This window comes from uncultured Sphingopyxis sp. (assembly GCF_900078365.1).
GTDB lineage: Bacteria > Pseudomonadota > Alphaproteobacteria > Sphingomonadales > Sphingomonadaceae > Sphingopyxis.
On record NZ_LT598653.1, the window covers coordinates 3734501 to 3759432 of the forward strand.

Here is a 24932-nt window from a genome sequence, read left to right on the forward strand (position 1 = left end):
TCCTGGCCCTTCCTTAGAGCGAGCTAAGCAGCGTTTGCATCGTTTCGCGCGCGACCTGGATCGTGCGCGCGGCGGCCGAATAGGCCTGCTGGAAACGCAGCAGTTCGGCCGCCTCGGTGTCGAGATCGACCTGGCTGACCCCGTCGCGCGCCGCGGCCGCCGCGTCGGCGCGGGTCGCGGCGGCGGCATCCTGCGCGCGCGCCGACGCGACCGTCTGCGCCTGCGACGCCATATGGCCCGACCAGCGCGCTTCGGGATCGTCCGCTTCGCGCATCGCGCCGAACGCCAGCATATTGCCGTTGCTGCCCGACGCGTCGGCGACGGCCACCTGATCGGGGGTCAGCGCGGCGGCGGTCAGCGTCGCGGCGCTGGTTCCGGTGAACAGCGGCTGCCCCGGATTGCCGTCGGCGTCGATGCCCGCCTGGTGCGCGGCGTTGAGCTGGGCCGCGAAATCGCTTGCCATCGTATCGAGCGCGGCGCGCTCGTCGGCGACATGGTTCGCGCCCTCGGCGAGCCCCGCGAGCGACCCGGTCGAGATCGCGAGCGGCGCGCCGCCGATGCTGTACGACAGGCGCCCGTCGGCGGCGGCGGTTACCGAAATCGGGTTCACCACGCCGCCGCCGACGAGCAGGTCGCCCGACCCGGCGGCGCGCAGCGTCACCGCGCCATTACTGTCGAAGCTCGCGCTGACCCCCGCCTGCGCCGACAATTTGTCGAGCAATCGGTCGCGCTCGTCGAGCAGGCTCGCCTCGTTGGTCGATCCCGGGCGCGCCTTGCGCAGCCCGATATTGATCTGTTCGAGCGCGTCCAGGTTCGCGTTGAACGTGTCGACCTCGCTCGCGGCGGCGCCCTCGATTCCCTCGCCCAGCTTTTCGAGCTGGTTCGCGGCGGTGCGGAAGCCCGAAGCGATGTCGTCGGCCGACTGCAGGAACTGGGCGCGCAGCGTCCGGTTCGACGGGTCGGAGGTCAGCTGGTCGGCGGTCGTATAGAGGTTGGTGAGGCCGGTCTTGATGCCGTTCGTCTCGTCGCTCAATGCGCCTTCGACCTTGTCGAGCCAGCTCAGTTTAGTCGCCGCGCGCCCCGAATCGCCCGAAGTGATCCGCGAATCCTCGATCAGCCACGCGTCGACCGAGCGGTCGAGGCCGCGGATGTCGACGCCGCCGGGGTTGGTGTTGCCGCGATAGAAGATCGAATTGCCGCCGCCGACGGCCTCCATCATCTCGAGCCGGCGCCGCGCATAGCCGGGCGTCTGGGCGTTGGCGATATTGTCGCCGATCGTCGAGAGCGCGCGCGAATAGGCCTTGAGCCCGCTGTAGCCGATGCCGAGCAGGTCGCTCATTGCACGCCTCCCCCCGAGCGCGCGGCGAGCCCGCCGAGTTGACCGCGGAACTGCGCCTCGACCATGTCGGCGATGCCGAACTGGCGCATCGCGGCGAGGCTGTCGGCGGTGCGCGCGTCGGCCATTTCGCGGAAATTGTCGGTCGCGCTCGACCCGAAGATGTCGTCGGCAAGCTTCGCCTGCCGCATCGACGCCATCAGCTGGCGCAGGATCACGGCTTCGAACGCCTCGGCGGCCTTGCGCAGCCCGCCGTCGCCGCCGCCCGCGGCGGCCGGGGCCGGCGTCGCGCCGACAGAAGAGATAGGTGTCGTCATATGATCACCAGTTCCGCAGTGAGCGCGCCGGCCTGGCTCAGCGCCTCGAGGATGGCGACAAGGTCGCCGGGGGGAACGCCCAGCCGGTTGATCGAATCGACCAGGTCGGAGAGCGAGGCATTGGGTTCCATCAGGAAGGCGGGGCGATAATCCTCGGCCACCTCGATTTCGCTCGACGGTTCGATCGCGGTCTGGCCGCGGCTGAACGGCGCGGGCTGGACGACCATCGGCGCCTCCTTGATCGACACGGTGAGCTTGCCGTGGCTGACCGCGGCGGTGCCGACGCGGACCGCGCCGTTGATCACCACCGTGCCGGTGCGCGCGTTGACGATCACCTTCGCCGGCGGCTCGGCGCGCGTCACGCCGAGATTCTCGATCTTCGACATCAACCGCATCCGCTCGTCGCCGTTTCCGCTGGCGCGGATCGCGATGCTCGCGCCGTCGATCATCGATGCGGTGCCGGGGATTGCGGCATTGATCGCGTCGGTGACGCGCTTGGCATTGGTCGCGTCGAACTGGTGGAGATTGAAGGTCAGATAGCTTGCCGTGGCAAAACCGGTGTCGACCGCGCGCTCGACCGTCGCACCGCCCGCGATGCGCCCGCTCGACGGCACATTGACCGTCAGCTTCGACCCGTCGGCGGCATCGACGCCGAGCCCGCCGATGACGAGGTTACCCTGCACCATCGCGTAAATCTGTCCGTCGGCGCCATAGAGCGGCGCGAGCACGAGCGTGCCGCCGCGTAAGGATTTCGCCTTGCCGATCGCCGACACGGTGACGTCAAGACGCTGGCCGGGTTTGGCAAAGGGCGGCAGTTCGGCGGTGATCATCACCGCCGCGGCGTTCTTGAGCGCCGGATTGACCCCCGGCGGCAGCGTCAGGCCGAAGCGCGACACCGCGCCCTTCATGCCCAGCGTCGAATAGTCGAGGCTGTCGTCGCCGGTGCCCGCGAGTCCGACGACAAGGCCGTAACCGGTGAGCTGGTTCGCGCGCAGCCCCTGGAACTGGCCCATGTCCTTGATGCGCTCGGCGTGCGCGGGGCCTGCGAAGGCGAGGCCCGCGAGCAGCAGCGCGAAAAGGGTGAACAGGGTCGGACGCTGAGTCACTTCAAATTCCTCTTAGAAGGGGCTGATGATCGAGAAGAAGCGCTGCAGCCAGCCCTGCCGGCTCGCGCGCGCGATCTCGCCCTTGCCGACGTAGCGGATGTGCGCATTGGCGACGCGCGTCGAGAGGACGCGGTTGTCGGGGCTGATGTCGATCGCGCGCACGATCCCCGAAATCTGGACGCGTTCGTCGCCGCGGTTGAGGGTCAGGAACTTCTCGCCCTTCACCAGCATCGTGCCGTTGGGATAGACGGCGGCGACGGTCACGCTGACCTCGCCCGACAGCGCGTTCGACTGCGACGCTTCGCCCTTGCCCTTGAACTGCTGGCCGCCGCCCATGCCGATGTCGCTGGGGTTGAACAGCGACAGCGGGCCGGTGGTCGGCGGGGAGAGGCCGATATCGCCGTCGCGCTGCGTGCCCGCGGCGTTGCTTTTGGTCGCGGCGGTGCGCTCGACGAGCTGGATCGTGATGATGTCGCCGACTGCGCCCGCGCGCCCGCCCGACGTCAGCGGCACATAGGCGCCCTGAAAGATCGAGCCGTTCGCCGGCGGCGGCGCCGGCGGCAGCGGCATCGACGCCGAAAAGGCGTCGGGCGGCAGCTTGTCCTTCGCCTGCGCCGCAATGGGCGCGAGCGCGAGGATCAGCATCGCCAGCTTAGAGAGTCTGCGACGCATTTTTCATCATTTCGTCGGTGGCCGAGATCATCTTCGAATTGACCTCATAGGCGCGCTGCGTCTCGATCATGTCGACGAGTTCCTCGACGACATTGACGTTCGATCCCTCGAGCATCCCGCCGCGCAAAGACCCGCGGCCTTCCTCGCCCGCGCCGCCGACGAGCGGCGCGCCCGAGGCCTGCGTCTCGACGAGCATGTTGCCGCCGATCGCCTGCAGTCCCGCCGGATTGGCGAAGCGCGCGATCTCGATCCGGCCGAGTTCGAGCGCGGTGCCGTCGGCAGCGGTCGCCGACACGGTGCCGTCGAGACCGATCGTCACATTGCCCGCATCCTCGGGGATCTGGATCGCGGGGGTCAGCGGCTTGCCGTCCGAGGTCACGATCGTGCCGTCGGGAGCGCGGCCGAAATTGCCCGCGCGGGTATAGCCGATGCGTCCGTCGGGCATTTCGATCTGGAAATAGCCGGCGCCGTCGATTGCGACGTCGAGCCCGTTGCCCGTCGTCTGGAACGCGCCCTGCGTGTCGATGCGCGCGGTGCCGTTGAGTGCGACGCCGGTGCCGAGGTTGAGTCCGGTGGCATAGCGGTTTTCCGCCGTCGAGGGCGCGCCCGCCTGCGTCATCAATTGATAGCTCAGCGTCTCGAAGCTCGCGCGGTCGCGCTTGAAGCCCGTGGTGTTGACGTTGGCGAGGTTGTTGGCGATCACCTGCATCCGAAAGCCCTGGGCATCCAGACCGGTCCGCGCGACGTGCAAGGCACCGATACTCATTCTTATTCTCCTTCGAGCGTGCTCTAACGGGGGAGCTGCATCAGATTGGCGGTCGCGCTGTCCATGTCGCGCACGTCGCTGATCATCTTCAATTGCGTGTCCCAGCTGCGGCTCGCCTCGATCATCTCGACGAGCGCGCTGGTCGCGGTGACGTTCGATCCTTCGATCGATCGGGTGAGCAGCCGCGCTTCGGGATCGTCGGGCAATATGCCGCCGCCCTTGACGCGGAACAGGCCGTCGAGACCCTTGGCGATCTCCGACCCCGCCGGCGTCGCGAGCCGCAGCCGGTCGACCTCCTGCGGATTTTCGGGGTCGCCGCCCTGCGGCACGACCCACACGCGGCCCTCCTGATCGATGCTGATCGCGTCGGCGGGCGGGATCGTCACCGGCCCCTGGCCGCCCTGGACGGGATGGCCGTCGCCGGTGGTGAGCAGCCCGCTCGGCGAGATCTGCAGATCGCCGCGCCGCGTATAGGCCTCTTCGCCATCGGGCGCCTGCACGACGAGCAAGGCGTCGCCCTGCATCGCGATGTCGAGGTCGCGCCCCGTCTGGGTGACCGTGCCCGCGCGCATGTCGGCGCCGAACACTTCCTCGGACGCCATCGCGCGCGCGTCGAGCCCGCTGCCGTCGAGCCATAGCGACTGCGCATTGGCGATGTCGGCGCGGAAGCCCGGCGTCTGCGCGTTCGCCAGATTGTTGGCGATCGCCGTCTGCCGGGACATGCTGCCCCGCATCGCGGTGAGGCTGGTATAGATGAGGCGGTCCATCTGGATACTCCCGGCAGGCGGCGGTCAGCGCGTCAGCGCATGCCGATGATCGTCTGGGTCAGCTGCGACGCGCCCTCGATCGCCTTGGCGTTCGCCTGGAAATTGCGCTGCGCCGACATCAGCATCACCAGTTCCTCGGTAATATCGACGTTCGAGCGTTCGAGCGCGCCCGAACGGACCGCGCCCATCGAGCCGCTGGTCGGGCCGTCGATCGTCGGCGGACCGCTTTCGCCCGTCGACTGCCAGTGCGCGTCGCCGGTCGGACGCAGACCCGACATCGTCGGGAAGGTCGCCATCGCGACCTTCCCGAGCTTCTGGTCTTCGCCGTTCGCAAAGGTCGCGGTGACGAGGCCGTCGAGGCCGATCGACACATTGACCAGCGACGCGGCCGGGTCGGAGGGCGCGCCCGTGGGCAACTGCATGTCGAAGGCGCCGGCAAGCGTGTTGTTGGTGACATTGCCGTCGGCGTCGACGGGCAGCAGCTGCAATTTCGCGCCGGTCGTATCGATGACATAGCCCTCGGGCGTCGGTTCGAACGAACCGTTGCGCGTATAGGTGATCGCCTCGGTCGGCGGATTGCCCTTCACGATGAACATGCCCTCGCCGACGATCGCCATGTCGAGCGTCTTTTCGCTCGCTTCGTACGAACCCTGCGTGAACTGCTGGGTGATGCCGTTGAGACGCGTGCCCTGGCCGGCGATCGTCTTCGTCGACTGCGTCGGCGACGAAGCGAAGATGTCGCCGAACTGCGCTTTGCTGCGCTTGAAACCGACCGAGCCGGCGTTGGCGATATTGTTCGAGATGACCGACATGTCGGTCTGCGAAGCCTTGAGGCCCGAAAGCGAGGTAAAGAATGACATGGACTTATCCTTCCTGGGTGGTGGGGGTCGAAGGCGTTGCGGCCTTGATGTCCTGAAGCAGCTGCGTCTGCGCGGCGAGCTGCTCCGAAATCTGCGCGAGCACATTGTTCGTCTCGCTGATTCCGGCGAGGCTCGAGAATTGCGCCATCTGGGCAACCATCTCGGTGTTATCGACGGGGTTGAACGGGTCCTGCTGCGACAGCTGCGCGGTCATCAGGCGAAGGAAATCGCTCTGATCCATCTGCTGGCTGCTGCCCTTCGGCTGGATCACCGGGCTGTTGTTCGTAATGCTGTAGACGCCCATCTTACTGTCCCATCCTGAGAGTTTCGTTGATCAGGCCCTTCGCGGTTTCGAGGACCTGGACATTGTTCTGATACTGGCGCGCGGTCTCGACCATCTCAACCAGCTCGGCGGCGCTATCGACCGCGGCTTCCCAGACGTTGCCGTCGGCGTCGGCGAGCGGGTTCGACGGATCGTGGCGCTTCGACGGCGCCATTTTCGAGGTCGTGACCTGGTCGATCTGGACCGTCGCGCGGCCATGATCGTCCATCACGGTACGGAACACGGGCTTGAGCGAGCGAAAGGCGCCCGCCTCGCTGCCCGCGACCGTCCCCGCGTTGGCGAGGTTCGACGCGGTGGTGTTCAGCCGGACGAGCTGCGCCGACATGGCGCGGCCGCTGATGTCGAAGACGGAGAAATTGCTCATCGTCATTCGCCCTTCAGCGCGCGCGACAGCGTGTTGATGCGGCCGCTCAAAAAAGCGAGGCTCGACCGGTAGGCGAGCGCGTTTTCGGCATAGGCGGTCTGTTCGGTCGCCATCTCGACGGTGTTGCCGTCGAGCGACGCCTGGACGGGCACGCGGTAAGAGATCGCGCCCTCGGTCGAAGCGCCCTGCTGCGCGAGGTCGAGCGCCTTGGCGAAGTCGATGTCGCGTGCCTTGTAATTCGGCGTCGCCGCGTTCGCGATGTTCGACGCGAGCATCATCATGCGCTGGCTGCGCAGCTGGAGCGCCGTCGCGTGCAGGCCAAAGAGTTTCTCGGATGCCATCATCCCGTTCCTTCCACTGTCGCCATCCGGCCGGCTGGCACGGACGCGCGGAAATACACCAAGGCAGGATGCAATGGCCGTGCCAAAAGCGTTTTTTATATATATTTCCGATGTTTATTGGCAGCTCTAGGCGGGACGCGATCGCTCTCGTCAAAAAACCGACGATGCCCGCGGCCCTCCGGCAAAAGCGCGCGCCAAACCGCGACTGGCACGCTTCCTGCACCCTATCAGGCGAGCCACCGGACCGAAGGAGATCACCCTTGTCCCGCAACATTCTCGCCGGCCTTGCCGCCTGCGCCATCGCCGCCCCCTATGGCGCCGCCGCCCAGCAGGCGACCGAGGACTGGCAGGCAATCGACGCGCTGACCGCGACGGTCGCCAATGCCCTCGGCCGCACCGCGACGCCGATCGACCGCCGCATCAAGCTCGCGCGCTGCCCCGAACAGGCCTCGATCACCGCGATCGACGCGCGCACGCTTGCGGTGCGCTGCGATCCGCTCGGCTGGCGCCTGCGCGTCCCGATGACGGGACCCTCCGCGGCCGCGCCCGCGGCGGCAGGCTATGCGCGCCCCGCGCAAAGCGCCCCGGTGATCCGCCGCGGCGACAATGTCCGCGTGACGATCGAAACGCAAAGCTATGCGATCAGCTATGCCGCGATCGCCGCCGAGGACGGCCGCGTCGGCGAGACGATCGCGCTCAGGGGCGACGACAACAGGTCGAAGCTCAGCGCCACGGTAACCGGCCCGGGCCGCGCCATCCTGCAAGACTGATTCCGCCCTCATTGCCCATCCATCGGGCCCGGCCTGTCGGCTTTCCGACGGCGCCGGGCCTTTCTTTTGTTTTTTTGAGCGGGCGCCCTTAATCGTCGCATACACCATCCGTTAAAGCCTTCGTGAACCGCGCCGTCACTTTTCTGACGGCACCGGATGGAGGCTTTTATGTCGGGTGACAGCAAGATCGGACCAGTCGGCGCCGCCGGCCGCACCGTCCCTTTGCGCCGGGTCGCCAGCGAGAATATCGCGGCGATGCGCACGCCCGCGCAACTCCAGCCGGCGCAGGAGAATTTGCCGGCCGCAAAGCTGACGCGCCTCGCCAGCAGCCTTGCCGACCAGGCGCCGCCGGTCGACGTCGCACGCGTCGCCGCGCTGCGCACCGCGATCGCGGGCGGCGGCTATGGCGTTCATCCGGCGATCATCGCGAGCGCGATGCTCGACTTCCACGGCCGCGGGACCGAATGATGCTGGCGCAGATGGACGAGGTTCAATCGCGGCTCAACGCGCTCGTCGGCGCGCTCGACGGGCACGACGCCGGCGCGATCATCGCCGCGACCGAAGAGCTCGCAACCGCGGTGATCCTGTTTCGCGGCGCGGCCATCCCCGCAGGCAGCGAGCAGCGCGCGCGCGCGCTGATCGGCCAGACGCTGAACCAGCTCGAAGCCGCGGCAGTGCGCGTCAACATATTGAAGAACTGGACGCGTCAGAGGATTGACAAGAGCCACGAAATCCGCGGCACGCGGCCGCGAGGCGCGGCTTTAAGCTACTGATAACCAGATAATTTCCGTGCCATTCGAGAAAGTGGCACGATGATTGCTTTTGGTCTGCTGAACAAGCGGAACCGAAAGCCATGAACGCAATCAACCATCCCCAGGGCGCCCACCGCATCGCCGCACCCGTGCTCGACGCGGTGCAAAGCGCGTCGGCGCGATCGGGAATCGATTTCGACTATCTGTTCGACGTCGCGCGCGTCGAAAGCGGCTATGATCCCGCGGCAAGGGCATCGACCTCGTCGGCGCGCGGCCTCTATCAGTTCACCAAGCAGACCTGGCTCGCGACGCTCGAACGCCACGGCGCCAGCCACGGCCTCGCGTGGGCGGCCGATGCAATCGGCCGCGACGCGTCGGGCCGGCTGAGCGTCGCCGACCCCGTTCTCCGCCAGCAGATCTTCGACCTGCGCGACGATCCGGCGGCGGCGTCGAACATGGCCGCCGCGCTGACCGGCGACAATCGCGCCTATCTCGAAAGCCGGATCGGCCGCGGCGCCGAGCCCGTCGACCTCTATCTCGCGCATTTCCTCGGGAGCGGCGGCGCCGCCAAATTCCTGACGGCGCTCGAAGCGAATCCCGACCAGCCCGGCGCGTCGATGCTGCCCGAGGCGGCGGCCGCCAACCGCTCGGTCTTCTACGCCGCCGATGGCAGCATGCGCAGCCTCGCCGAGATCCGCGACCGCTTTCGCGTGAAGCTCGAAGAGGGCGGCAAGATCGAGAATATGAAGCCCTTCGCCCCCTCGAGCTGGCACGTGCAGGCGAGCAGTTCGAGCGGATTGGCGGGCGCCACCGGCGGAGGACGTCCGCCGCTTCAGATGATGGATATCCAGCCCATGCCCAAAAAGCTCTCGATGGGCTTTGCCGCCGATGCCTATCGGCGGCTCGCGTCGCTTTCGGGAGGCGCGGCATGACCGCGGGCTTCAACCTCCGCAATTTCGCGCGCTTCGCGAGCGTCTCGGCACTGCCGGCGGGGATGCTGATCCTCGTCGCGCTGATGGTGATCCCGGTCTCGCCGCTGATCCTCGACATCAGCTTCGTCGCCAACATCATGATCAGCCTGCTGATCCTGATGGTCGCGCTGCAGGCGTCGAAACCGCTCGATTTCTCGGCCTTCCCGACCGTGTTGCTGCTCGCGACCCTGTTCCGCCTCGCGTTGAACGTCGCCTCGACGCGCGTCGTGCTCGTCCATGGTCATGAGGGGACCGCCTCGGCGGGCCATGTCATCGAAGCCTTCGGCCAGGTGCTGATCGGCGGCGACTATGTCGTCGGCCTGTTCGTCTTCGTCGTGCTGATGATCATCAACCTGATCGTGATCACCAAGGGCGCGGGCCGCGTGTCCGAAGTGTCGGCGCGCTTCACGCTCGACGCGCTCCCCGGCAAGCAGATGGCGATCGACGCCGACCTCAACGCCGGGCTGCTCACGCCCGAAGAGGCCAAGGCGCGCCGCGTCGAGGTCGGCACCGAGGCCGATTTCTACGGCTCGATGGACGGCGCCTCGAAATTCGTGAAGGGCGACGCGGTCGCGGGCCTGCTCATCCTGTTCGTCAATATCGTCGGCGGGCTGATCCTCGGCATGTTCAGCCACGGGCTCAGCCTTTCCGAGGCGGGCAGCACCTATATCACGCTCGCGATCGGCGACGCGCTCGTCGCGCAGATTCCGGCGCTGCTGCTGTCGATCGCCGCCGCCGCGATCGTCACCCGCGTCGCCTCGCCCTTCGACCTCAGCGGCCAGATCGGCAGCCAGTTCTCCTCGCCCGTCATCTGGATGGCGGTCGGCGGCATCCTCTTCATCCTCGGCCTCGTCCCCGCGATGCCGCAGATGCTGATCCTGCCCGCCGCCGCGCTGGCGTTCGGCATCGGCTGGCAGCTCCGCCGCGCCGAAGCGGCGGTCGCCGACCTGCCCGAACCCGCCGCCCCCGCGCCCGACCCGTCGCGCATCGAATGGGCCGACGTCAGCGACGCGAGCGCGTGCCAGCTCGAGATCGGCTATGCGCTCGTCACCCTCGTCGACGAACGCAAGGGATCGCCGCTGATGACGCGCATCACCGGCATCCGCCGCCAGCTGTCGAAGGAACTGGGTTTCGTCGTTCCGCCGGTGAAGGTCAGCGACGACCTGTCGCTGCCGGGCAACGTCTATCGCATCTCGGTCGCCGGGGTGATCGTCGGCGAGGATGAGGTCTTCCCCAACGAAATGCTCGCGCTCGATTCGGGCGATCTTGTCACCAAGGTGACCGGGCGGCCGTGCAAGGATCCGACCTTCGGCCTCGACGCGCTGTGGATTCCGAAGGCGATGCAGAATGACGCGATCGCGGCGGGCTATACCGTCGTCGATCCCGCCACCGTCGTCGCGACGCACCTCAACAACAGTATCGTCGCCTCGGCCGCCGAGCTGTTCGGCATCGACGACGCGCAGGCGCTGATCGACAATCTCAAGACGCACTATCCGCAACTCGCGCAGAATCTCAGCCCACAGGGCTATTCGTTGCCGCGCGTGGCGAGCCTGTGCAAATCGCTGCTCGTCGAGCGCGTGCCGCTGCGCGATTTCCGCAAGATCGCCGAGGCGATGGTCGCGCTGTCGAGCCAGCAACTCGGCGAGATCGACCTCGTCGAAGCGGTACGCCAGCGCATCGGCGCGCTGATCGTCCAGACGATCGTGCCCAGCCGGATGCCGCTGCCCGTCGTCACCTTCAGCCCCGAGATCGAGATGCTGCTCAATCAGGCCGTGCGCGCCAATCCCGCCGCCGAATGGCCGTTCGAGCACGGCATGGCGATGACGATCATCGAACAGGTCGGGCAGGCGGTCGAACCGCTGCTGCTCCAGACGCGCAGCTTCGCGCTCGTCGCCTCGCCGATCTGCCGCTCCGCCTTATCGCGCCTCGTGCGCGCCACTTTCCCCGACGTCGCCGTCATCTCCTACCTCGAGATTCCGGCGACCAAGCAGACCGAAATCGTCGCGACGATCGGCGCTGAAGCGCCGCGCCTCGCGGCCGGTCCGGGTGCCCCCATGGAGGACCAAGTGCATGAGAATTGAGCCCGCCGAGCAATTCGCCGCGAGCGGCCGAGCGCCGGGCGTCCGCGGCTATGGCGAAAGCGTCGAGGCGCTGGTCGCGGAATATGCGCCGCTGGTGCGCAAGATCGCGTGGCAGGTCTTTTCGCGCGTGTCGCGGACGAGCGAGCTCGACGACCTGATCCAGACCGGGCTGATCGCGCTGATCGAAGCGAGCCGCCATTATGAGGAGCGCGGTTTCGCCTTCGCGACCTATGCGACGACGCGCGTCCGCGGTGCGATGATCGACCAGCTACGCCGCGAGGCCGACGTCGGCCGCTCGGCGATGGTCGCGGCGAAGCGCATCCAGGCGATGCGCGGCACGCTCGAACAGCAGCTGATGCGCGCGCCGACCCCGGCCGAGATGGCGGTCGCCTTCGACATGACGGCGGAGGATTATTTCGCGCTCGAACGCAATGCGACGCACGGCCGCTCGACCTCGCTCGACGAACTGACCGACATCGGCGCCTTCCTTGCCGCCGACGAGGATGCCGGCGCCGACGAACGCTGCGAGCAGGAGGATCTGATGGGGGCGCTGCGCCAGTGCGTCGGCCGCCTGTCCGAGCGCGAGCAGATGGTGCTCCAGCTCTATTTCTTCGAGGAACTCAACCTGCACGAAATCGGTCTGACGCTCGACGTCAGCGCCGCGCGCGTCTGCCAGATCAAGCGCGAGGCGATGATCAAGGTCGACCGCATGATGAAGGACATGACCGAATAGGGATCGGGGAGGGCTTAACGGGAGAGACACCTCCTCTCCTATCTCGTCATCCCGGCGCAGGCCGGGATCTCACCGCATCAGCCTGATGCACCGGCGAGATCCCGGCCTGCGCCGGGATGACGATTCAGATTGGGATCAGACTCTAGGCCGCCAGCTGGGGGAGAGCCTGGCGGACGCCGCCGATTTTCTCGAAATAGCTCGCCATGCGCTCGGTCCCGCTGTCGGTCAGCCGGACGATCGTGCGGCGGCGGTCGCGCTCGTCGATCGAACGATGCACCAGCCCGCGCCGTTCGAGCGAGGCGATCATGCGCAGCCCCGACGACAGCGGCACCCCCGCGCCGGTCGCGAGATCGCTGGCGCTAAGTTCGCGGCCGTGTGCGCCCGCGAGCATCATGTCGAGCATCATGTCCCAGACCGCTCCCGACATTTCGGCGGTGCCGAAATGGCTGCGGCGGATGCGGCGGATCTGGATGCTGAGCGACAGCTGGTCGAGCAGCCCGGCACTCGCCGGCGCCTCGTTCCGGGCTATCTCGCCACCGCGCGCGGCGGCAGGCGACGATTCCTCGCCGCGGCTCGCGAGCAGCTGGTGGATCTGGTCGACCCGCGATTTCAGCTCGGCAATCTCTTCGTTCGAAAATGGCTGCATGAAACGATGCCCCTGGGGAGCCACATATCAGGCCGCAACGTCATTCCGCCGACTGTAGGACCCCGATGCGTAGATGATCAGCAACAGGATCGGATAGGATATATACACCGAGAGCAGCGAATAGGGCCGCGCCAATATCTCCGAGAACATGAGCTTCTGGATATGCCCGAAAATGGCGATCAGCTGCCATCCGGTGATCCAGTAAGGCCAGAAACTCCGCGTCCGCATGGCGATGAACCAAAAGCTCATCAGAACCAGCACGTCGATGATGAAGATATTGACCTCGATGTTGGTCCAGGTCGGGAAAGGCGTCACGGCCGTCGTGAGGACCGAGGCGATCAATGCCGTATAGGCTGCCCAGCGTTCGAGCGGTCCGCCGCGACGGATCGCGACGGCCACGGTGATGAGCAGAACGGCATAATAGATCGCCACGGACCACATTGTGGCAGTCAACCTTCTTGCGGAATCAGCCGGCCTTCGCGAACGCCGGCGCGTCGGCGCCCTGGCGGTCGTTGCTGCCTTCGTCGACCAGCTTTGCCGCGGCCGGCTTGACGCCCGCGCCGAACATGCGCGTGCCGAGGCCGACTTCCTTCTGCGTCACGGTCAGCGCCAGATGCGCGTCGGTCAAGAGCTGGCGGACTTCGCCGGCGGCGGCGAGCGCCTGCGCGACCTTCGCCATCGCTTCCTGGCCGACGATCGCCGACATGTTCGTCTCGCGGCGCGCGGTGGGCAGCGTCGCGGCGAGCTGCGCGATGCGGATCATCGCCTCGTCGATGGCATCTTCGGCCAGGTGCAGCTCGGATGCGATCCTCTTCGCCGCAGAAACTCTTTGATTCAGCATTATCTTTTTCCCTTGAAAAAGAATGCTACCGGTTCCCCCCCGCAGCATTCGTTCGAACATCAGGTCAGAACGCGACCGAGTCCGACAAGGATCGAATAGAGAGCGGAGAAAGCCAATATCGTCGCTACTGCGATCAGGATCGGCCAGATTATCCTTTCCATCAACCCATGCCGGTTGGCCGGCTGGGACGCGGTAGGAAATGGCGAACCGATGTCGAAAAATCGCCGAAACGAACTGCGCCCCGCCTCGGCATCGGCGGGCGGAGGAACCTCGCCTAGGTCGATCAATTGATATGTCAAAGGCTGATAAGGGGTAACATGATCGAAGACACCGTTAACAGCCAAAATCCGCGCTGCCTCGATCCTGTTGGAAACATTAAGTTTTCTTAACACCCGCCGAACCCGTTCATCGACCGTGTGCGGAGACACGTTCATCAGGCGGGCGATCTGCTTGGAATTTTTGTGCTCGTAAACGTGCCGCAGCGTTTCAATCTGCGCGGCGGACAGCAGGCTGAGGTAATTGTCGGGGTCGCCTTGCACGGGGGCTGGAATAGAGCATCACGAGTCGAAATCAAGGTCAGCAGGTAGCTAATTTCCTGTCCGATCCATATTCGGTCACCGCTGCGGCCCCCGATTCGTCCCGCTAGCGGCTTTCTTTTAAAGTGCGATAGCGCTGGATGGATTTTTCGATATGCCGGCGCGCGGCGCGGCGCGCGGCGACGGGATCGCCCGCCTCGATCGCGACGACGATCGCTTCATGATCGCGGTTGATCGTGTGCGCATAACGCTGATGCCGGGCCGGATCGTCGCCCTGCAGATAGAGCCGCCGCGACGGCACGAGCCGCACGCCGAGAAACTGGGTGAAGCGGAGGTAATAGGGATTGCCGGTCGCGCTGGCGATCGCGGCATGAAACGCGGCGTCGGCGGCAACCGACGCATCGACGTCGCGGCTCTCCTCCATCGCGGCCAGCGTCCGGCGCAGCGCGGCGAGGTCGGCATCGGTGCGACGCCGCGCGGCGAGGTCGGCCATCTCGGCCTCGAACCCCATGCGCATTTCGAGCAGCCGCAGCACATCGTCGATCTCGCCGATTTCCTCGGCCGTGACCTGAAAGGCGCGATATTGCGCGCCGTCGGGGACATAGGCGCCCGATCCGCGGCGCGAGACCAGCAAGCCGCGCGCCGCGAGCCGCGAATAGGCCTCGCGCACGACGGTGCGGCTGACGCCGAACGTCTCGGTGATTTCTTTTTCGGTCGGGAAACGCGATCCGACGGGCATTTCGCCCGTCTCGATCTGTTCCTCGAAACGCTGGACCAGATCGTCGGCCAGCGATGCCGCCTTGGTTACCGCCATGGATGCTGCGTTATCATCGCACCGCGAGGCTGGCTAGGGTCAGGACCCATGAATCGCGCATTCGAGGTTCGAGGCGCTTTTGTCCGGTGCGGGAAGGCAAGGATCGCAAGCAATGCCCGCACATCACCAGCTCCACATCGTGCCATCCTCGAGCCGGTTCACCGGCAGATAGGCGCGGGCATAGGGAAAGGTTCCGGCGCGCGCCTCGTCGATCTCGACGCCAAGGCCGGGCGCGTCGCCCGGATGGAGCATGCCGCCCTCGAAGCGCCAGGCGTGCGGAAAGACCGCGTCGGTCTCCGCCGTGTGGCGCATATATTCCTGAATGCCGAAATTGGGGATCGCGAGCCCCAGATGCAGCGCCGCCGCCATCGTCACCGGCGACAGGTCGGTCGCGCCGTGGCAGCCGGTGCGCACCTGATGCAAATCGGCGAGCGAAGCGATCTGGCGCATATGCGTGATGCCCCCGGCGTGGAGCACGGTCGCGCGGATATAGTCGATCAGCCGATTCTCGATCAGCGCCTTGCAGTCCCAGATCGACGAGAAAATCTCGCCGACCGCGAGCGGCGTCGTCGTATGCCGGCGGATCAGGCGGAACGCCTCCTGATCCTCCGCCGGGGTCGCATCCTCGATCCAGAAGGGGCGGTAGGGCTCCAGATCCTTGCCGAGCCGCGCCGCTTCGATCGGGGTCAGCCGGTGGTGGATGTCGTGGAGCAGATGCACGTCCCAGCCGAGCGCCTCGCGTGCCGCGGCGAACAGTTCGGGGACGACACGCATATATTTCGCCGTCGACCAGATATTTTCGGTCGGCAGATCATTGTCGGCGGGCTCATAGAAATAGCGATCCTTGCTGACGCCATAGGTCGAGGCCATCCCCGGCACCCCGCATTGCAGGCGGATCGCCTTGTAGCCCTGCCGCTGATAGTCGAGCGCCGCCTCGATCGTATCGGCGATCGTCGTCCCGTTGGCGTGCCCATAGGCCATGCAGCCCTCGCGCGCCGCGCCGCCGAGCAATTGATAGACGGGCAGCCCCGCGACCTTGCCCTTGATGTCCCACAGCGCCATGTCGACCGCCGCGATCGCCGCCATCGTCACCGGGCCGCGCCGCCAATAGGCGCCCTTGTAGAGAAATTGCCAGATATCCTCGATCCGGTGCGCATCGCGCCCGATCAGGCAGGGGACGACATGCTCGGACAGATAGGCCGCGACCGCCAGTTCGCGGCCGTTGAGCGTCGCATCGCCGACGCCGGTCGTGCCGTCGTCGCATTCGATCTTCAGCGTCGTGAAATTCCGGCCCGGCGAGGTCAGGATAACCCGGGCTGACACGATCTTCGGCATTCTATCCCCTCTGTTGCAGGAAAGTTGTGTGACAACATTATTGACACCCGATCGAAAAGGAAAGAGGGTTGTTACCGGTGTCAAGGCGAAAAGCCCGCCGGTTTGAAAGGGAGAGGATATGCCATGTCGCTGAGCCTGTTTTCGATACTGATGACCGCGCCCGCCGTCGCGGCGGCGCCAGCAGAGCCCGCGATGCCGCAGCCCGCCGCGATCCTCGCCGATACGCGGCGCGTCGCCGACTGGCAGCTTGCGAACCGCACCAACTGGGCGACGATGCCCGCGGCGCGCAAGAGCGTGCGGGAGGTGCGCGACTGGCAGCAGGCGACCTTCTGGGTCGCGCTGACCGAACTCGCGAATCGCGACAAAAGCTATGCAAAGCCGCTGCTCGACCTCGGCCGCACCGAACAATGGCAGATGGGCGACCTTCCCTTCCACGCCGACGACCAGCTGATCGGGCAGGCGTGGCTGTGGGCGGCGCAAAATGGCGCGGGTAGGAAAGCGATCGCGCCGATGCGCGCCTATTTCGACCATGTCCTCGCCAACCGGCCGACGATCGGGCTCGAATTCATCCCCGTCGCGCCCGGCAGGGGCACATCGGCCTGCACCGACCGCTGGTGCTGGTGCGACGCCCTGTTCATGGCGCCGCCGACGATGCTCCGCCTCGCCAAGGCGACGGGCGACAAGCGTTACGCCGATTTCGTCCACGCGGAGTGGAAGGCGACGACCAACTATCTCTTCGACCCGTCGGAGCAGCTCTATTTCCGCGACAGCCGCTTTTTCGACATGCGCGACGCCAGGGGGCGCAAGCTGTTCTGGAGCCGCGGCAACGGCTGGGTGATGGGCGGTCTCGTCCGCGTGCTGCAGGTGCTGGACAGGACGGACCCGCGGCGCTCCTATTACGAGACGCTGTTCAAGAAGATGGCGGCAAAGATCGTGACGCTGCAAAAGGCCGACGGCTATTGGCCCGCCTCGCTGCTCGACGACGATCCCGGCACGCCGCCCGAAACGAGCGGCACCGCCTTCTTCACCTATGCCTTCGCTTGGGGGGTCGACAATGGCTTGCTCGACCGCGCGACTTACGAGCCCGCGGCGGTGCGCGGCTGGGCCGCGCTCGGCCGCGCGGTGCAGCCCGACGGCATGCTCGGCTGGGTCCAGCAGGTCGGCGACCGCCCCGACAGCGTATCGGCAAAGGAAACGCAATTTTATGGCAGCGGCGCCTATCTGCTCGCCGGAACGGCGATGTATGACCTGGCGAAGAAACGTATAAAACATTGATATAAAACGCGCCTGAAGTGTGATCGGTCAGACTGAACCATGGCCTTCCTGCATCCCATCATCCCGGCGAAGGCCGGGATGACGATTCAGTCAACCAGGGTCGCGCTTCGTCCCCCGAAATCGGCTCGCGACGCCAGCGATTGACATCCTCCTTCAAAGTTGTAATACATCTCTCAAGTTGTATAACAACTGAAATTGACACCGGTATCAACCGGGTCCGCGCCGCAAGTCCAGGGGCGGCCAAAAAGGAGAGGGAAATGAAGTCATTATCGGTCCTGCCGACCCGCGCCGCCTTGCTGGCGTCCGCGGCGCTGTTCGCCGCCATGCCCGCATGGGCGCAGGAAGCGCCCGCCGAAGTCGAGGGCGAGCCGGCGGCAGCAGTCGATGGCGGCGACGAGATCCTCGTCACCGGCACGCGCGCGACGCAGCGCAGCTCGATCGAGTTCAAGCGCGCCGCCGACGTCGTCGTCGACGGCCTCGTCAGCGAAGAAATCGGCGCGACCCCCGACAATTCGGTCGGCGACACGCTCGAACGCATCGTCGGCGTCTCGGCCGACCGCTTCAAGGGCAACGCCAACGAACTGTCGGTGCGCGGCCTCGGCCCGACCCTGAGCTTTTCGACCTTCAACGGCCGCGAGGTGTCGACCGCGGGGCCCGACCGCTCGGTCGCCTTCCAGCAATTCCCCTCCGAACTGGTCAACGGCGTCCTCGTCTACAAGACCCAGCGCGCCGACTTCCTCGAAGGCGGCGTCGGCGGGGTGATCGAGCTTCGCTCGATGAAGCCGCTCGATTATGGCAAGCGCCGCATTCAGTTCGAAGTGCGCGGCGATTTTCAGCCGCAGGACGACGATGTCTATCAGCACGACGGGCTCGGCTATCGCGCCAACTTCTCCTACACCGACCAATATGAAACCGGGCTCGGCGACGTCGGCGTATCGATCGGCTATCAGCGCCAGGACACGAGCGCGCCCGAGGATTATTACAACGGCAATTCGACCTTTCAGCTCTGCAACACTTCGGCGGACAATCCCTGGCAGCTGACGGGCAATGCCGCGACGCAGGCGGCCGCCGGCGCCAATATCAACTGCACCTTCGCCGAGGGGCCGCGCACCGCCAATGGCGTGACGGTCGGCGAGACGATCGGAGACTATTATTTCCCGACCTCGTCGCGCAGCTTCCGCACCCAGAAGACATCGGAGATTCGCGACGGGCTGATCGGCGCGATCCAGTGGCGCCCGTCGCCCGAGTTCGAGATCGCGATCGACGGCCAATATTCGAAGCGCCGCAGCCGCGAGGACCGCAATGTGCTCGGCATTCCCGAAGGATTGCGCGGGATCGAACCGCTGGTCATCGGCGACGGCAGCAACGGTTATTCGCCCGGCGCGCTGATCAGCTATCGCGGCAACTCGAATATCGAAAACCAGCTCGAAACGCGCCAGCGCAACGAAACCTACAAGGGCGGCGGCCTGGGTCTGATCTGGACCCCCGATCGCTGGACGGTCAGCTTCGACGGCTCCTATTCGGACAGCCACCGCACCGAAACGCAGAAGGCGACGCGCATGCGCTCGAACCGCCGCGTCGGGTACACGCTGACCTATCTGGACGACGATGTCGTGCCGAACGTCGCGTTCGAGGATTTCGACATCACCGACCACGACCTGTTCCTGACCACCGCGCCCAATTCGGTCTATGCGCGCAACCGCTTCGTCACCGATCGCCGCGACCGGATCTGGGCCGGGCGGCTCGACGTCGAGCGCGAGCTCGACGGCTTCATTACCTCGGTCAAGGTCGGCGGCCGCTATTCGGACCATCACCGCACCAACGACAATGCGCGCAACAACGACCTCAACACCCTCGCCGAAATCGACGGCGCGACCCCGGCCGAGCTGATCGCGCAGGCGAACCGGAACTGCCGCGTGCCCTTCACCACCACCAGCTACATGCAGGGCATGGGCACCAACGTCACGCGCTGGGCGACCTTCGACAACGACTGCCTGTTCCGCACCTTCACCGGCGGCGACGACGCGCTGCCCTATCCGACCGACGGCCGCGACCCGAGCGACATCGACGTCACCGAGCGCATCTATGCGCTCTACGGCCTCGCCAATTTCGAATCGCAGGCGGGCAGCATACCGTTCAGCGGCAATATCGGGCTGCGCTGGGTCAAGACCGACATCACCTCGATCGGCTATCGCCAGCCCTATGTGATCACGATCGACACCGCCGGCGACAGCTATAGCGTCGATCCCGATCCGAACGGCGAGCTGCTGACCAACCGCGCCAAGGGCAGCTATAATTATTTCCTGCCGAGCGCGAACATCGCCTTCGACCTGTCGCAAGAGGTCAAGCTGCGCCTCGCCGCCTATCGCGCGATCGCGCGGTCGGGAATCGAAAGCTTCGGCGCGGGCATCCGGCTCAACCCCTCGGCGGGAACCGGGCTCGACAATATCATCTTCGACGCGACGACCGGCAATCCCAACCTCAAGCCGCTGCGCGCGTGGAACCTCGACGCGAGCCTCGAGCTTTATGCGTCGCAGGACACTTTGCTCTCGATCGCCGGCTATCATAAATGGGCGAAGGGCACGGTGATCCGCGCCGAGGAGCCGATCCCCACCGACGTCACGATCACGACGATCCGCGACGGCGGCGCGCCGGTGACCGAGACCGTCACCATCGCCCCGGTCGCCCCGACCAACGACGGCGAAACGCGGCATCTCTACGGGATCGAGGCGACCGCGAGCCACGCCTTCACCTGGCTCCCCGACCCGCTCGACGGGCTCGGCATCCAGGGATCGGTCAACCGCGCCTTCGCCAACTTCGAATATCCCGACACCTCGCCAATCGCCGACTATGTCGATCCGGCCAATCTCATCGGGCTGTCGAAATGGACCGCGAGCGGATCGGTCTGGTTCGAAAAATGGGGCCTCTCGCTGCGCGCCAACCTTCGCTACCGCTCGGGCTATTACAAGCCGAACAGCGGCACTAACCGCGAGATTCGCGGCGCGACCTACATCAACCTGTCGGCGCAATATAATCTCACCGACAATGTCCAATTGAAGCTGCAGGCGCTCAACGTCACCGGCACCAACGACATCATGTACAAGGGCGGATACGACAGCATCGCCGAAGTGTCGCGCAGCGGCACGCAATATTTCTTCGGCTTCCGGGTCCGCCTGTGAAGCCAGCGACTTTAGCCCGACTCCCTTGGGCTATCCTGGCCGCCGCCGCGACTCCGTCCGCGGCGGCGGCTTTTTCCTTGCCCGTCGCGGCGCCCGTTTGCGACGCGAGCGAAGGCTATGCGGCATCCTTCGACGGCCGCCGCACCTTCGCGCTGCGCCCCGCCGATCTCGAAGCGATCAAGGCGGCACTGCCGGACGATCCGGCGATCGGCGCCGCTTACCGCGACCTGATCGCGCGCGCCGACAAGGCGCTGGCGGCGAAACCCGCGTCGGTGATCGACAAGCGCAGCATCCCCGTGTCGGGCGACCGCCATGATTATGTCAGCCTCGCGCGCTATTGGTGGCCCGACCCCGCCAATCCGAAGGGCGCCTATGTCCGCCGCGACGGCGACACCAATCCCGAAATCGAAAGCGATCGCTTCGACCGCGCCGCGCTTGCGCGCATGGTGCGCGACGCCGACACGCTCGCGCTCGCTCATTATTACAGCGGCGAGCGAAAATATGCCGAGGGCGCCGCGCGCGTCATCCGCGCCTGGTTCCTCGATCCCGCGAGGCGTATGAACCCGAACATGAATTTCGCGCAGGCCGTGCCCGGCGTGTCGAACGGCCGCGCCGAAGGCGTGCTCGACGGCGCGGGCTTCATCGCGGTGATCGACGCCGCCGGGCTGATCGCACCGTCGGGCGCGCTGACCGCGGACGAAACCTCGGCGCTCGAAGGCTGGTTTTCGCGCTATGTCGACTGGATGCTGATGAGTCCGAACGGCAGAGCGGAGGGCAAGGCCGCCAATAACCATGGCCTTTGGTATGACGCGCAGGTCGCGCGCTTCGCGCTGTTCGCGCGGCGGCCCGATGTCGCACGTCGAATCGTCGTCGCCTTTCCGGCGAAGCGCCTTGCACGGCAAGTCGATCCCTCTGGCGCCTTGCCCAAGGAGCTGACGCGAACGCGCAGCTTCCACTATTCGCTCTATGCGCTCGATGCCGCCTACGCGCTGGCCGACAGCGCGGCGTGCCTTGGCATCGATCTCTATCGCGCCGAGGAACGCGGCCGCTCGCTGCGCCAGGCGACCGACTATGTCGCCGCATATCGCGGCCGCGCATCCGACTGGCCGTACAAGGAGCAGAGCTGGCCCGCCGCGACGCTGGACCGGCTGCTCGTGCGCGCCGACGACGCCTGGGGACCGGGCGCCTATCCGCGCGCAGTCGATGGCGATCTGTTGCTTCGCCGTCGCATCGCTCCAAAGAGCCTCCAATGATCGCACGCCGCACCCTGCTCCTCACCGCGTTGCTTGCCGCACCCGCGGCATGGGCGCGCCCGCGGCCCGGCGCGCTCGATATTCGCGGGGTCGAGCGCCGCCGCCTGCTGCCGCAAGCCGAAGCCCTGCTCGCCGCCGAGCCGCGCACCATTGCCGCGATCTCCGCGCCGCGCAGCCCCGCCGGACCGCAGGATTATTATTCGGAGGGCGACTATTGGTGGCCCGACCCGGCGAACCCTGGCGGCGCCTATATCCGCCGCGACGGCCGCTCGAACCCCGACAAGTTCGACGGCCACCGCGACGCGCTGATCGCTTTCGGACGCACCGTCCCCGCGCTCGCGGCGCTGTGGGATCTCACCGGCGAGGCCCGCTTCGCCGACGCCGCGATGCGCCACCTCCACGCATGGTTCGTCGCCCCGGCCACGCGCATGAACCCGAATCTCGACCACGCGCAGGCGATCATCGGCGTCAATACGGGCCGCGCGATCGGGGTGATCGACACGCTGCAGATCGTCGAGGTCGCGCGCGCCGCGGCGCTGTTCGCGCGAAAGAGCGCGCCGGGCTATGCCGCGATCCGCGCGGGAGTCGAAGGCTGGTTCGCCGACTATCTCGCCTGGCTTACCACCTCGCCCTTCGGTATCGAAGAGCGCGACGAGAAGAACAACCACGGCACCTGCTGGCTCTTGCAGGCCACCAGCTTCGCCGCGCTGCTCGGCCGCGACGACATCCTCGCCGATGCGCGCGCCCGGCTCAAGTCAATCATCATCCCGACCCAGATTGAGCCTGATGGCCGCCAACCGCTCGAACTCGCGCGCACCAAGCCCTATGCCTATTCGCTCTTCAACCTCGACGTCCTCGCCGCGTCGGCGTGGCTGCTCGGCGGTCGCGAGCTGATCGGCTGGCAGACCCCCAACGGTCGCTCGATCGGCGGCGCGATCGCATGGATGGCGCCCTTCATCGCCGACAAGGCAAAATGGCCGCTGCCCCCCGACGTGGAATATTGGGACGGTTTCCCGGTGCGCCAGCCGAGCCTGCTCTTCGGCGGCCTCGCGCAGACACACGAAGACTGGTTGGCGCTCTGGCAGCGGCTGAATCCCGACCCCGCAATCGGCGAGGTCGTGCGCAACTTCCCCGTTCGCCAGCCTTTGCTCTGGCTCTAATTGCGCCCTTCGATCAGCCCGCGCGCGATCACCTGCGCCTGAATTTCCGCCGCGCCCTCGAAGATATTGAGGATGCGCGCATCGCACAGCACACGGCTGATCTCATATTCGAGCGCATAGCCGTTGCCGCCATGGATCTGCAGGCTCGCGTCGGCGTTCGACCAGGCGGCGCGCGCGGCGAGCAGCTTCGCCATTCCCGCTTCGATATCGCAGCGCTTGCCGCCGTCCTTCGCGCGCGCGGCGGCATAACTCAATTCGCGCGCCATCACGAAATCGACGAGGCTCATCGCCAGCTTGTCCGACACGCGCGGGAAAGCGATGATCGCCTGGCCGAACTGCTTGCGGCTCTGCGCATAGTCGAGCCCGAGTTCGAGCGCGCGCCGCGCCACCCCGACCGCGCGCGCGGCGGTCTGGATCCGCGCGCCTTCGAAGGTGCGCATGAGCTGCTTGAATCCCTGCCCCTCTTCGCCGCCGAGCAGCGCGTCGGCGGGCGCGCGCAACGCGTCGAACTGCAACGCATATTCGCGCATCCCGCGATAGCCGAGCACCTCGATCTCGCTGCCGCTCATCCCCTCGGCGGGGAAGGGATCGGCCTCGGTCCCGCGCGGCTTCGGCACAAGCAGCATCGACAGCCCCGCATAGCCCTTCGCTTGCGGAACGGTGCGCGCGAGCAGCGTCATCAGGTCCGAGCGCGCGGCGTGGGTGATCCAGTTTTTCGCGCCGTCGATCACCCAATGATCGCCCTCGCGCCGCGCGCGGGTCTGGAGCGATCCGAGGTCCGATCCCACGTCGGGCTCGGTGAACACCGCAGTCGGCAAAATCTCACCGCTCGCGATCTTGGGCAGCCATGCGGCCTTTTGCGCGTCGGTGCCGCCCGTCGCGATCAATTCGCCGGCGATCTCCGACCGCGTGCCGAGCGATCCCGCGCCGATCCAGCCGCGCGACAACTCTTCGGTGACGATGCACATGACGAGCTTGCCGAGCCCGAGCCCACCATATTCTTCGGGAATGCAGACGCCGAAGGTGCCGAGGTCGGCCATCGCCTGCACCGTGGCATCGGGAATCAGGTCGTTGGCAAGGTGCCAGCCGTGGGCATGCGGCAGGATCGCCGCGTCGGTGAAGCGGCGATACTGCTCGCGGATCGCGTCAAGATCGGCGTCGTGCAGCGTCTCGCTCGGCCAATGCCCCGCGGCGAGCGCGGCGGCGACCTCGGCGCGCGTCGCGGCATGGTCGGCGTCGAGCAAGCCGGCGCAAGCCTCGGCGAGCGAGCGCGCTTGGACGCTCAGCCCCAGATCGGCCGGGCGGAACATCTCATTCTGCCCCATCGGCAACCCTCCAGCGAGCTGGCCGATGCTTTCGACAAAGGCTAGGGTGGCGATCTTCGCGTCGAGCGGGTTCGAGTCCGGCCCGGACTCACACCACGCCAGCGTCGCTTCGAGCGCCGCTACCGTCGTCGCGACCCATGCGAAACCATGCGCCGCGCGTTGCTCGCGGTCGATCGGCCGCGCCGCCAGCCGGTCGGCCAGCGCCCTCCGCACGGCGTCACGATAAGCCTGCGCTGCGTTCAGTGCGTTGTTCAGATCGGCTTGCATTACCAACAATCCGTTCGCCCTGAGCTTGTCGAAAGGCCGTTCTTCTTTTCGGGCCTCGCGAAGAAGGACGGTGCTTCGACAAGCTCAGCACAAACGGCTTTTTGTTGAGATGGCGGCTTCAT

27 protein-coding genes are annotated in these 24932 nt (G+C 66.4%); 10 read left to right on the forward strand and 17 right to left on the reverse strand.

The genetic code is table 11. The features are described from left to right. Positions 1–13: 13 nt before the first annotated feature. The 10 genes from flgK to QZL87_RS17350 are packed head-to-tail and all read right to left on the reverse strand — an operon-like array spanning position 14 to position 6875. The gene (gene flgK / locus QZL87_RS17305) at positions 14–1339 is read right to left on the reverse strand and encodes a flagellar hook-associated protein FlgK (RefSeq protein ID WP_295321635.1); all 1326 of its coding nucleotides are present in this window, start codon (positions 1337–1339) and stop codon (positions 14–16) included. Next, positions 1336–1653, reverse strand: a complete 318-nt coding sequence (locus QZL87_RS17310; RefSeq protein WP_295321636.1) for a rod-binding protein — start codon at positions 1651–1653, stop codon at positions 1336–1338. Before QZL87_RS17310 ends, flgK begins: the two co-directional genes overlap by 4 nt. Beyond that, the gene (locus tag QZL87_RS17315) at positions 1650–2759 is read right to left on the reverse strand and encodes a flagellar basal body P-ring protein FlgI (protein WP_295321637.1); all 1110 of its coding nucleotides are present in this window, start codon (positions 2757–2759) and stop codon (positions 1650–1652) included. The genes QZL87_RS17310 and QZL87_RS17315 overlap by 4 nt, the downstream gene beginning before the upstream one ends. A 12-nt stretch (positions 2760–2771) precedes the next feature. Further along, a complete protein-coding gene (locus QZL87_RS17320; protein WP_295321638.1) occupies positions 2772–3431 on the reverse strand; it encodes a flagellar basal body L-ring protein FlgH in 660 nt (219 codons plus the stop codon). Beyond that, positions 3412–4197, reverse strand: a complete 786-nt coding sequence (gene flgG / locus QZL87_RS17325) for a flagellar basal-body rod protein FlgG (RefSeq protein ID WP_295321639.1) — start codon at positions 4195–4197, stop codon at positions 3412–3414. Before flgG ends, QZL87_RS17320 begins: the two co-directional genes overlap by 20 nt. Positions 4198–4220: 23 nt before the next feature. Then, entirely contained in the window at positions 4221–4964 is a 744-nt protein-coding gene (gene flgF / locus QZL87_RS17330; RefSeq protein ID WP_295321640.1) for a flagellar basal-body rod protein FlgF, read from the reverse strand. Between the two features lie 32 nt (positions 4965–4996). Beyond that, entirely contained in the window at positions 4997–5824 is an 828-nt protein-coding gene (locus QZL87_RS17335) for a flagellar hook basal-body protein (protein ID WP_295321641.1), read from the reverse strand. A gap of 4 nt (positions 5825–5828) precedes the next feature. Beyond that, positions 5829–6128, reverse strand: a complete 300-nt coding sequence (locus QZL87_RS17340; protein WP_295321642.1) for a flagellar hook capping FlgD N-terminal domain-containing protein — start codon at positions 6126–6128, stop codon at positions 5829–5831. Position 6129: 1 nt separating this feature from the next. Then, a complete protein-coding gene (gene flgC, locus QZL87_RS17345) occupies positions 6130–6537 on the reverse strand; it encodes a flagellar basal body rod protein FlgC (RefSeq protein WP_295321643.1) in 408 nt (135 codons plus the stop codon). Next, complete coding sequence (locus QZL87_RS17350; protein ID WP_295321644.1) at positions 6534–6875, reverse strand: flagellar basal body protein; 342 nt, start codon at positions 6873–6875, stop codon at positions 6534–6536. Before QZL87_RS17350 ends, flgC begins: the two co-directional genes overlap by 4 nt. A 257-nt stretch (positions 6876–7132) precedes the next feature. Here QZL87_RS17350 and QZL87_RS17355 point away from each other — a divergent pair, with 257 nt between their 5' ends. The 6 genes from QZL87_RS17355 to QZL87_RS17380 all read left to right on the forward strand — a co-directional run bounded on the left by QZL87_RS17355 (position 7133) and on the right by QZL87_RS17380 (position 12179). Then, positions 7133–7642: a flagella basal body P-ring formation protein FlgA gene (locus QZL87_RS17355; protein WP_295321645.1), complete on the forward strand. Its 510-nt coding sequence runs from the start codon at positions 7133–7135 to the stop codon at positions 7640–7642. 168 nt (positions 7643–7810) lie between these two features. Then, a complete protein-coding gene (gene flgM, locus QZL87_RS17360) occupies positions 7811–8110 on the forward strand; it encodes a flagellar biosynthesis anti-sigma factor FlgM (protein ID WP_295321646.1) in 300 nt (99 codons plus the stop codon). Next, positions 8110–8415 carry a hypothetical protein gene (locus tag QZL87_RS17365; RefSeq protein ID WP_295321647.1) on the forward strand — a complete coding sequence of 102 codons (306 nt, stop codon included), beginning with the start codon at positions 8110–8112 and terminating at the stop codon, positions 8413–8415. The genes flgM and QZL87_RS17365 overlap by 1 nt, the downstream gene beginning before the upstream one ends. A gap of 80 nt (positions 8416–8495) precedes the next feature. Continuing rightward, positions 8496–9326, forward strand: a complete 831-nt coding sequence (locus QZL87_RS17370) for a transglycosylase SLT domain-containing protein (RefSeq protein ID WP_295321648.1) — start codon at positions 8496–8498, stop codon at positions 9324–9326. Further along, positions 9323–11446: a flagellar biosynthesis protein FlhA gene (gene flhA, locus QZL87_RS17375; RefSeq protein ID WP_295321649.1), complete on the forward strand. Its 2124-nt coding sequence runs from the start codon at positions 9323–9325 to the stop codon at positions 11444–11446. Before QZL87_RS17370 ends, flhA begins: the two co-directional genes overlap by 4 nt. Beyond that, on the forward strand, positions 11436–12179 hold the full coding sequence (locus QZL87_RS17380) for a FliA/WhiG family RNA polymerase sigma factor (protein ID WP_295321650.1): 744 nt from the start codon (positions 11436–11438) through the stop codon (positions 12177–12179). The genes flhA and QZL87_RS17380 overlap by 11 nt, the downstream gene beginning before the upstream one ends. Positions 12180–12321: 142 nt before the next feature. Here QZL87_RS17380 and QZL87_RS17385 read toward each other — a convergent pair whose 3' ends face one another. The 6 genes from QZL87_RS17385 to manD all read right to left on the reverse strand — a co-directional run bounded on the left by QZL87_RS17385 (position 12322) and on the right by manD (position 16351). Next, positions 12322–12825, reverse strand: a complete 504-nt coding sequence (locus QZL87_RS17385; protein WP_295321651.1) for a winged helix DNA-binding protein — start codon at positions 12823–12825, stop codon at positions 12322–12324. Between the two features lie 27 nt (positions 12826–12852). Then, the gene (locus QZL87_RS17390) at positions 12853–13266 is read right to left on the reverse strand and encodes a hypothetical protein (RefSeq protein WP_295321652.1); all 414 of its coding nucleotides are present in this window, start codon (positions 13264–13266) and stop codon (positions 12853–12855) included. A 25-nt stretch (positions 13267–13291) separates the two neighbouring features. Then, positions 13292–13666 carry a hypothetical protein gene (locus tag QZL87_RS17395; protein WP_295321653.1) on the reverse strand — a complete coding sequence of 125 codons (375 nt, stop codon included), beginning with the start codon at positions 13664–13666 and terminating at the stop codon, positions 13292–13294. Between the two features lie 59 nt (positions 13667–13725). Next, entirely contained in the window at positions 13726–14205 is a 480-nt protein-coding gene (locus QZL87_RS17400) for a helix-turn-helix transcriptional regulator (RefSeq protein WP_295321654.1), read from the reverse strand. Between the two features lie 103 nt (positions 14206–14308). Beyond that, positions 14309–15016, reverse strand: coding sequence for a FadR/GntR family transcriptional regulator (locus tag QZL87_RS17405; RefSeq protein WP_295321655.1), 708 nt, complete (start codon positions 15014–15016; stop codon positions 14309–14311). Between the two features lie 123 nt (positions 15017–15139). Then, positions 15140–16351 (reverse strand): D-mannonate dehydratase ManD, encoded by a 1212-nt coding sequence (gene manD, locus QZL87_RS17410; protein ID WP_295321656.1) that lies wholly within the window; start codon positions 16349–16351, stop codon positions 15140–15142. Between the two features lie 123 nt (positions 16352–16474). Here manD and QZL87_RS17415 point away from each other — a divergent pair, with 123 nt between their 5' ends. The 4 genes from QZL87_RS17415 to QZL87_RS17430 all read left to right on the forward strand — a co-directional run bounded on the left by QZL87_RS17415 (position 16475) and on the right by QZL87_RS17430 (position 23218). Next, entirely contained in the window at positions 16475–17626 is a 1152-nt protein-coding gene (locus QZL87_RS17415; protein ID WP_295321657.1) for a glycoside hydrolase family 88 protein, read from the forward strand. 257 nt (positions 17627–17883) lie between these two features. Further along, on the forward strand, positions 17884–20805 hold the full coding sequence (locus QZL87_RS17420; protein ID WP_295321658.1) for a TonB-dependent receptor: 2922 nt from the start codon (positions 17884–17886) through the stop codon (positions 20803–20805). 77 nt (positions 20806–20882) lie between these two features. Next, positions 20883–22058: an alginate lyase family protein gene (locus QZL87_RS17425; protein WP_295321659.1), complete on the forward strand. Its 1176-nt coding sequence runs from the start codon at positions 20883–20885 to the stop codon at positions 22056–22058. Continuing rightward, the gene (locus QZL87_RS17430) at positions 22055–23218 is read left to right on the forward strand and encodes an alginate lyase family protein (protein ID WP_295321660.1); all 1164 of its coding nucleotides are present in this window, start codon (positions 22055–22057) and stop codon (positions 23216–23218) included. Before QZL87_RS17425 ends, QZL87_RS17430 begins: the two co-directional genes overlap by 4 nt. On the opposite strand, the gene QZL87_RS17435 is transcribed toward QZL87_RS17430, so the two are convergent. After that, positions 23215–24810: an acyl-CoA dehydrogenase family protein gene (locus tag QZL87_RS17435; protein WP_295321661.1), complete on the reverse strand. Its 1596-nt coding sequence runs from the start codon at positions 24808–24810 to the stop codon at positions 23215–23217. The genes QZL87_RS17430 and QZL87_RS17435 overlap by 4 nt on opposite strands. Positions 24811–24932 lie beyond the last annotated feature (122 nt).

Coding starts and splice junctions, on each gene's coding strand:
- flgK (WP_295321635.1), bottom strand. CDS start 1,339: ATGAGCGACCTGCTCGGCATCGGCTACAGCGGGCTCAAGGCCTATTCG.
- QZL87_RS17310 (WP_295321636.1), bottom strand. CDS start 1,653: ATGACGACACCTATCTCTTCTGTCGGCGCGACGCCGGCCCCGGCCGCC.
- QZL87_RS17320 (WP_295321638.1), bottom strand. CDS start 3,431: ATGCGTCGCAGACTCTCTAAGCTGGCGATGCTGATCCTCGCGCTCGCG.
- flgG (WP_295321639.1), bottom strand. CDS start 4,197: ATGAGTATCGGTGCCTTGCACGTCGCGCGGACCGGTCTGGATGCCCAG.
- flgF (WP_295321640.1), bottom strand. CDS start 4,964: ATGGACCGCCTCATCTATACCAGCCTCACCGCGATGCGGGGCAGCATG.
- QZL87_RS17335 (WP_295321641.1), bottom strand. CDS start 5,824: ATGTCATTCTTTACCTCGCTTTCGGGCCTCAAGGCTTCGCAGACCGAC.
- QZL87_RS17340 (WP_295321642.1), bottom strand. CDS start 6,128: ATGGGCGTCTACAGCATTACGAACAACAGCCCGGTGATCCAGCCGAAG.
- flgC (WP_295321643.1), bottom strand. CDS start 6,537: ATGACGATGAGCAATTTCTCCGTCTTCGACATCAGCGGCCGCGCCATG.
- QZL87_RS17350 (WP_295321644.1), bottom strand. CDS start 6,875: ATGATGGCATCCGAGAAACTCTTTGGCCTGCACGCGACGGCGCTCCAG.
- flgM (WP_295321646.1), top strand. CDS start 7,811: ATGTCGGGTGACAGCAAGATCGGACCAGTCGGCGCCGCCGGCCGCACC.
- QZL87_RS17365 (WP_295321647.1), top strand. CDS start 8,110: ATGCTGGCGCAGATGGACGAGGTTCAATCGCGGCTCAACGCGCTCGTC.
- QZL87_RS17370 (WP_295321648.1), top strand. CDS start 8,496: ATGAACGCAATCAACCATCCCCAGGGCGCCCACCGCATCGCCGCACCC.
- flhA (WP_295321649.1), top strand. CDS start 9,323: ATGACCGCGGGCTTCAACCTCCGCAATTTCGCGCGCTTCGCGAGCGTC.
- QZL87_RS17380 (WP_295321650.1), top strand. CDS start 11,436: ATGAGAATTGAGCCCGCCGAGCAATTCGCCGCGAGCGGCCGAGCGCCG.
- QZL87_RS17385 (WP_295321651.1), bottom strand. CDS start 12,825: ATGCAGCCATTTTCGAACGAAGAGATTGCCGAGCTGAAATCGCGGGTC.
- QZL87_RS17390 (WP_295321652.1), bottom strand. CDS start 13,266: ATGTGGTCCGTGGCGATCTATTATGCCGTTCTGCTCATCACCGTGGCC.
- QZL87_RS17395 (WP_295321653.1), bottom strand. CDS start 13,666: ATGCTGAATCAAAGAGTTTCTGCGGCGAAGAGGATCGCATCCGAGCTG.
- QZL87_RS17405 (WP_295321655.1), bottom strand. CDS start 15,016: ATGGCGGTAACCAAGGCGGCATCGCTGGCCGACGATCTGGTCCAGCGT.
- manD (WP_295321656.1), bottom strand. CDS start 16,351: ATGCCGAAGATCGTGTCAGCCCGGGTTATCCTGACCTCGCCGGGCCGG.
- QZL87_RS17415 (WP_295321657.1), top strand. CDS start 16,475: ATGTCGCTGAGCCTGTTTTCGATACTGATGACCGCGCCCGCCGTCGCG.
- QZL87_RS17420 (WP_295321658.1), top strand. CDS start 17,884: ATGAAGTCATTATCGGTCCTGCCGACCCGCGCCGCCTTGCTGGCGTCC.
- QZL87_RS17430 (WP_295321660.1), top strand. CDS start 22,055: ATGATCGCACGCCGCACCCTGCTCCTCACCGCGTTGCTTGCCGCACCC.
- QZL87_RS17435 (WP_295321661.1), bottom strand. CDS start 24,810: ATGCAAGCCGATCTGAACAACGCACTGAACGCAGCGCAGGCTTATCGT.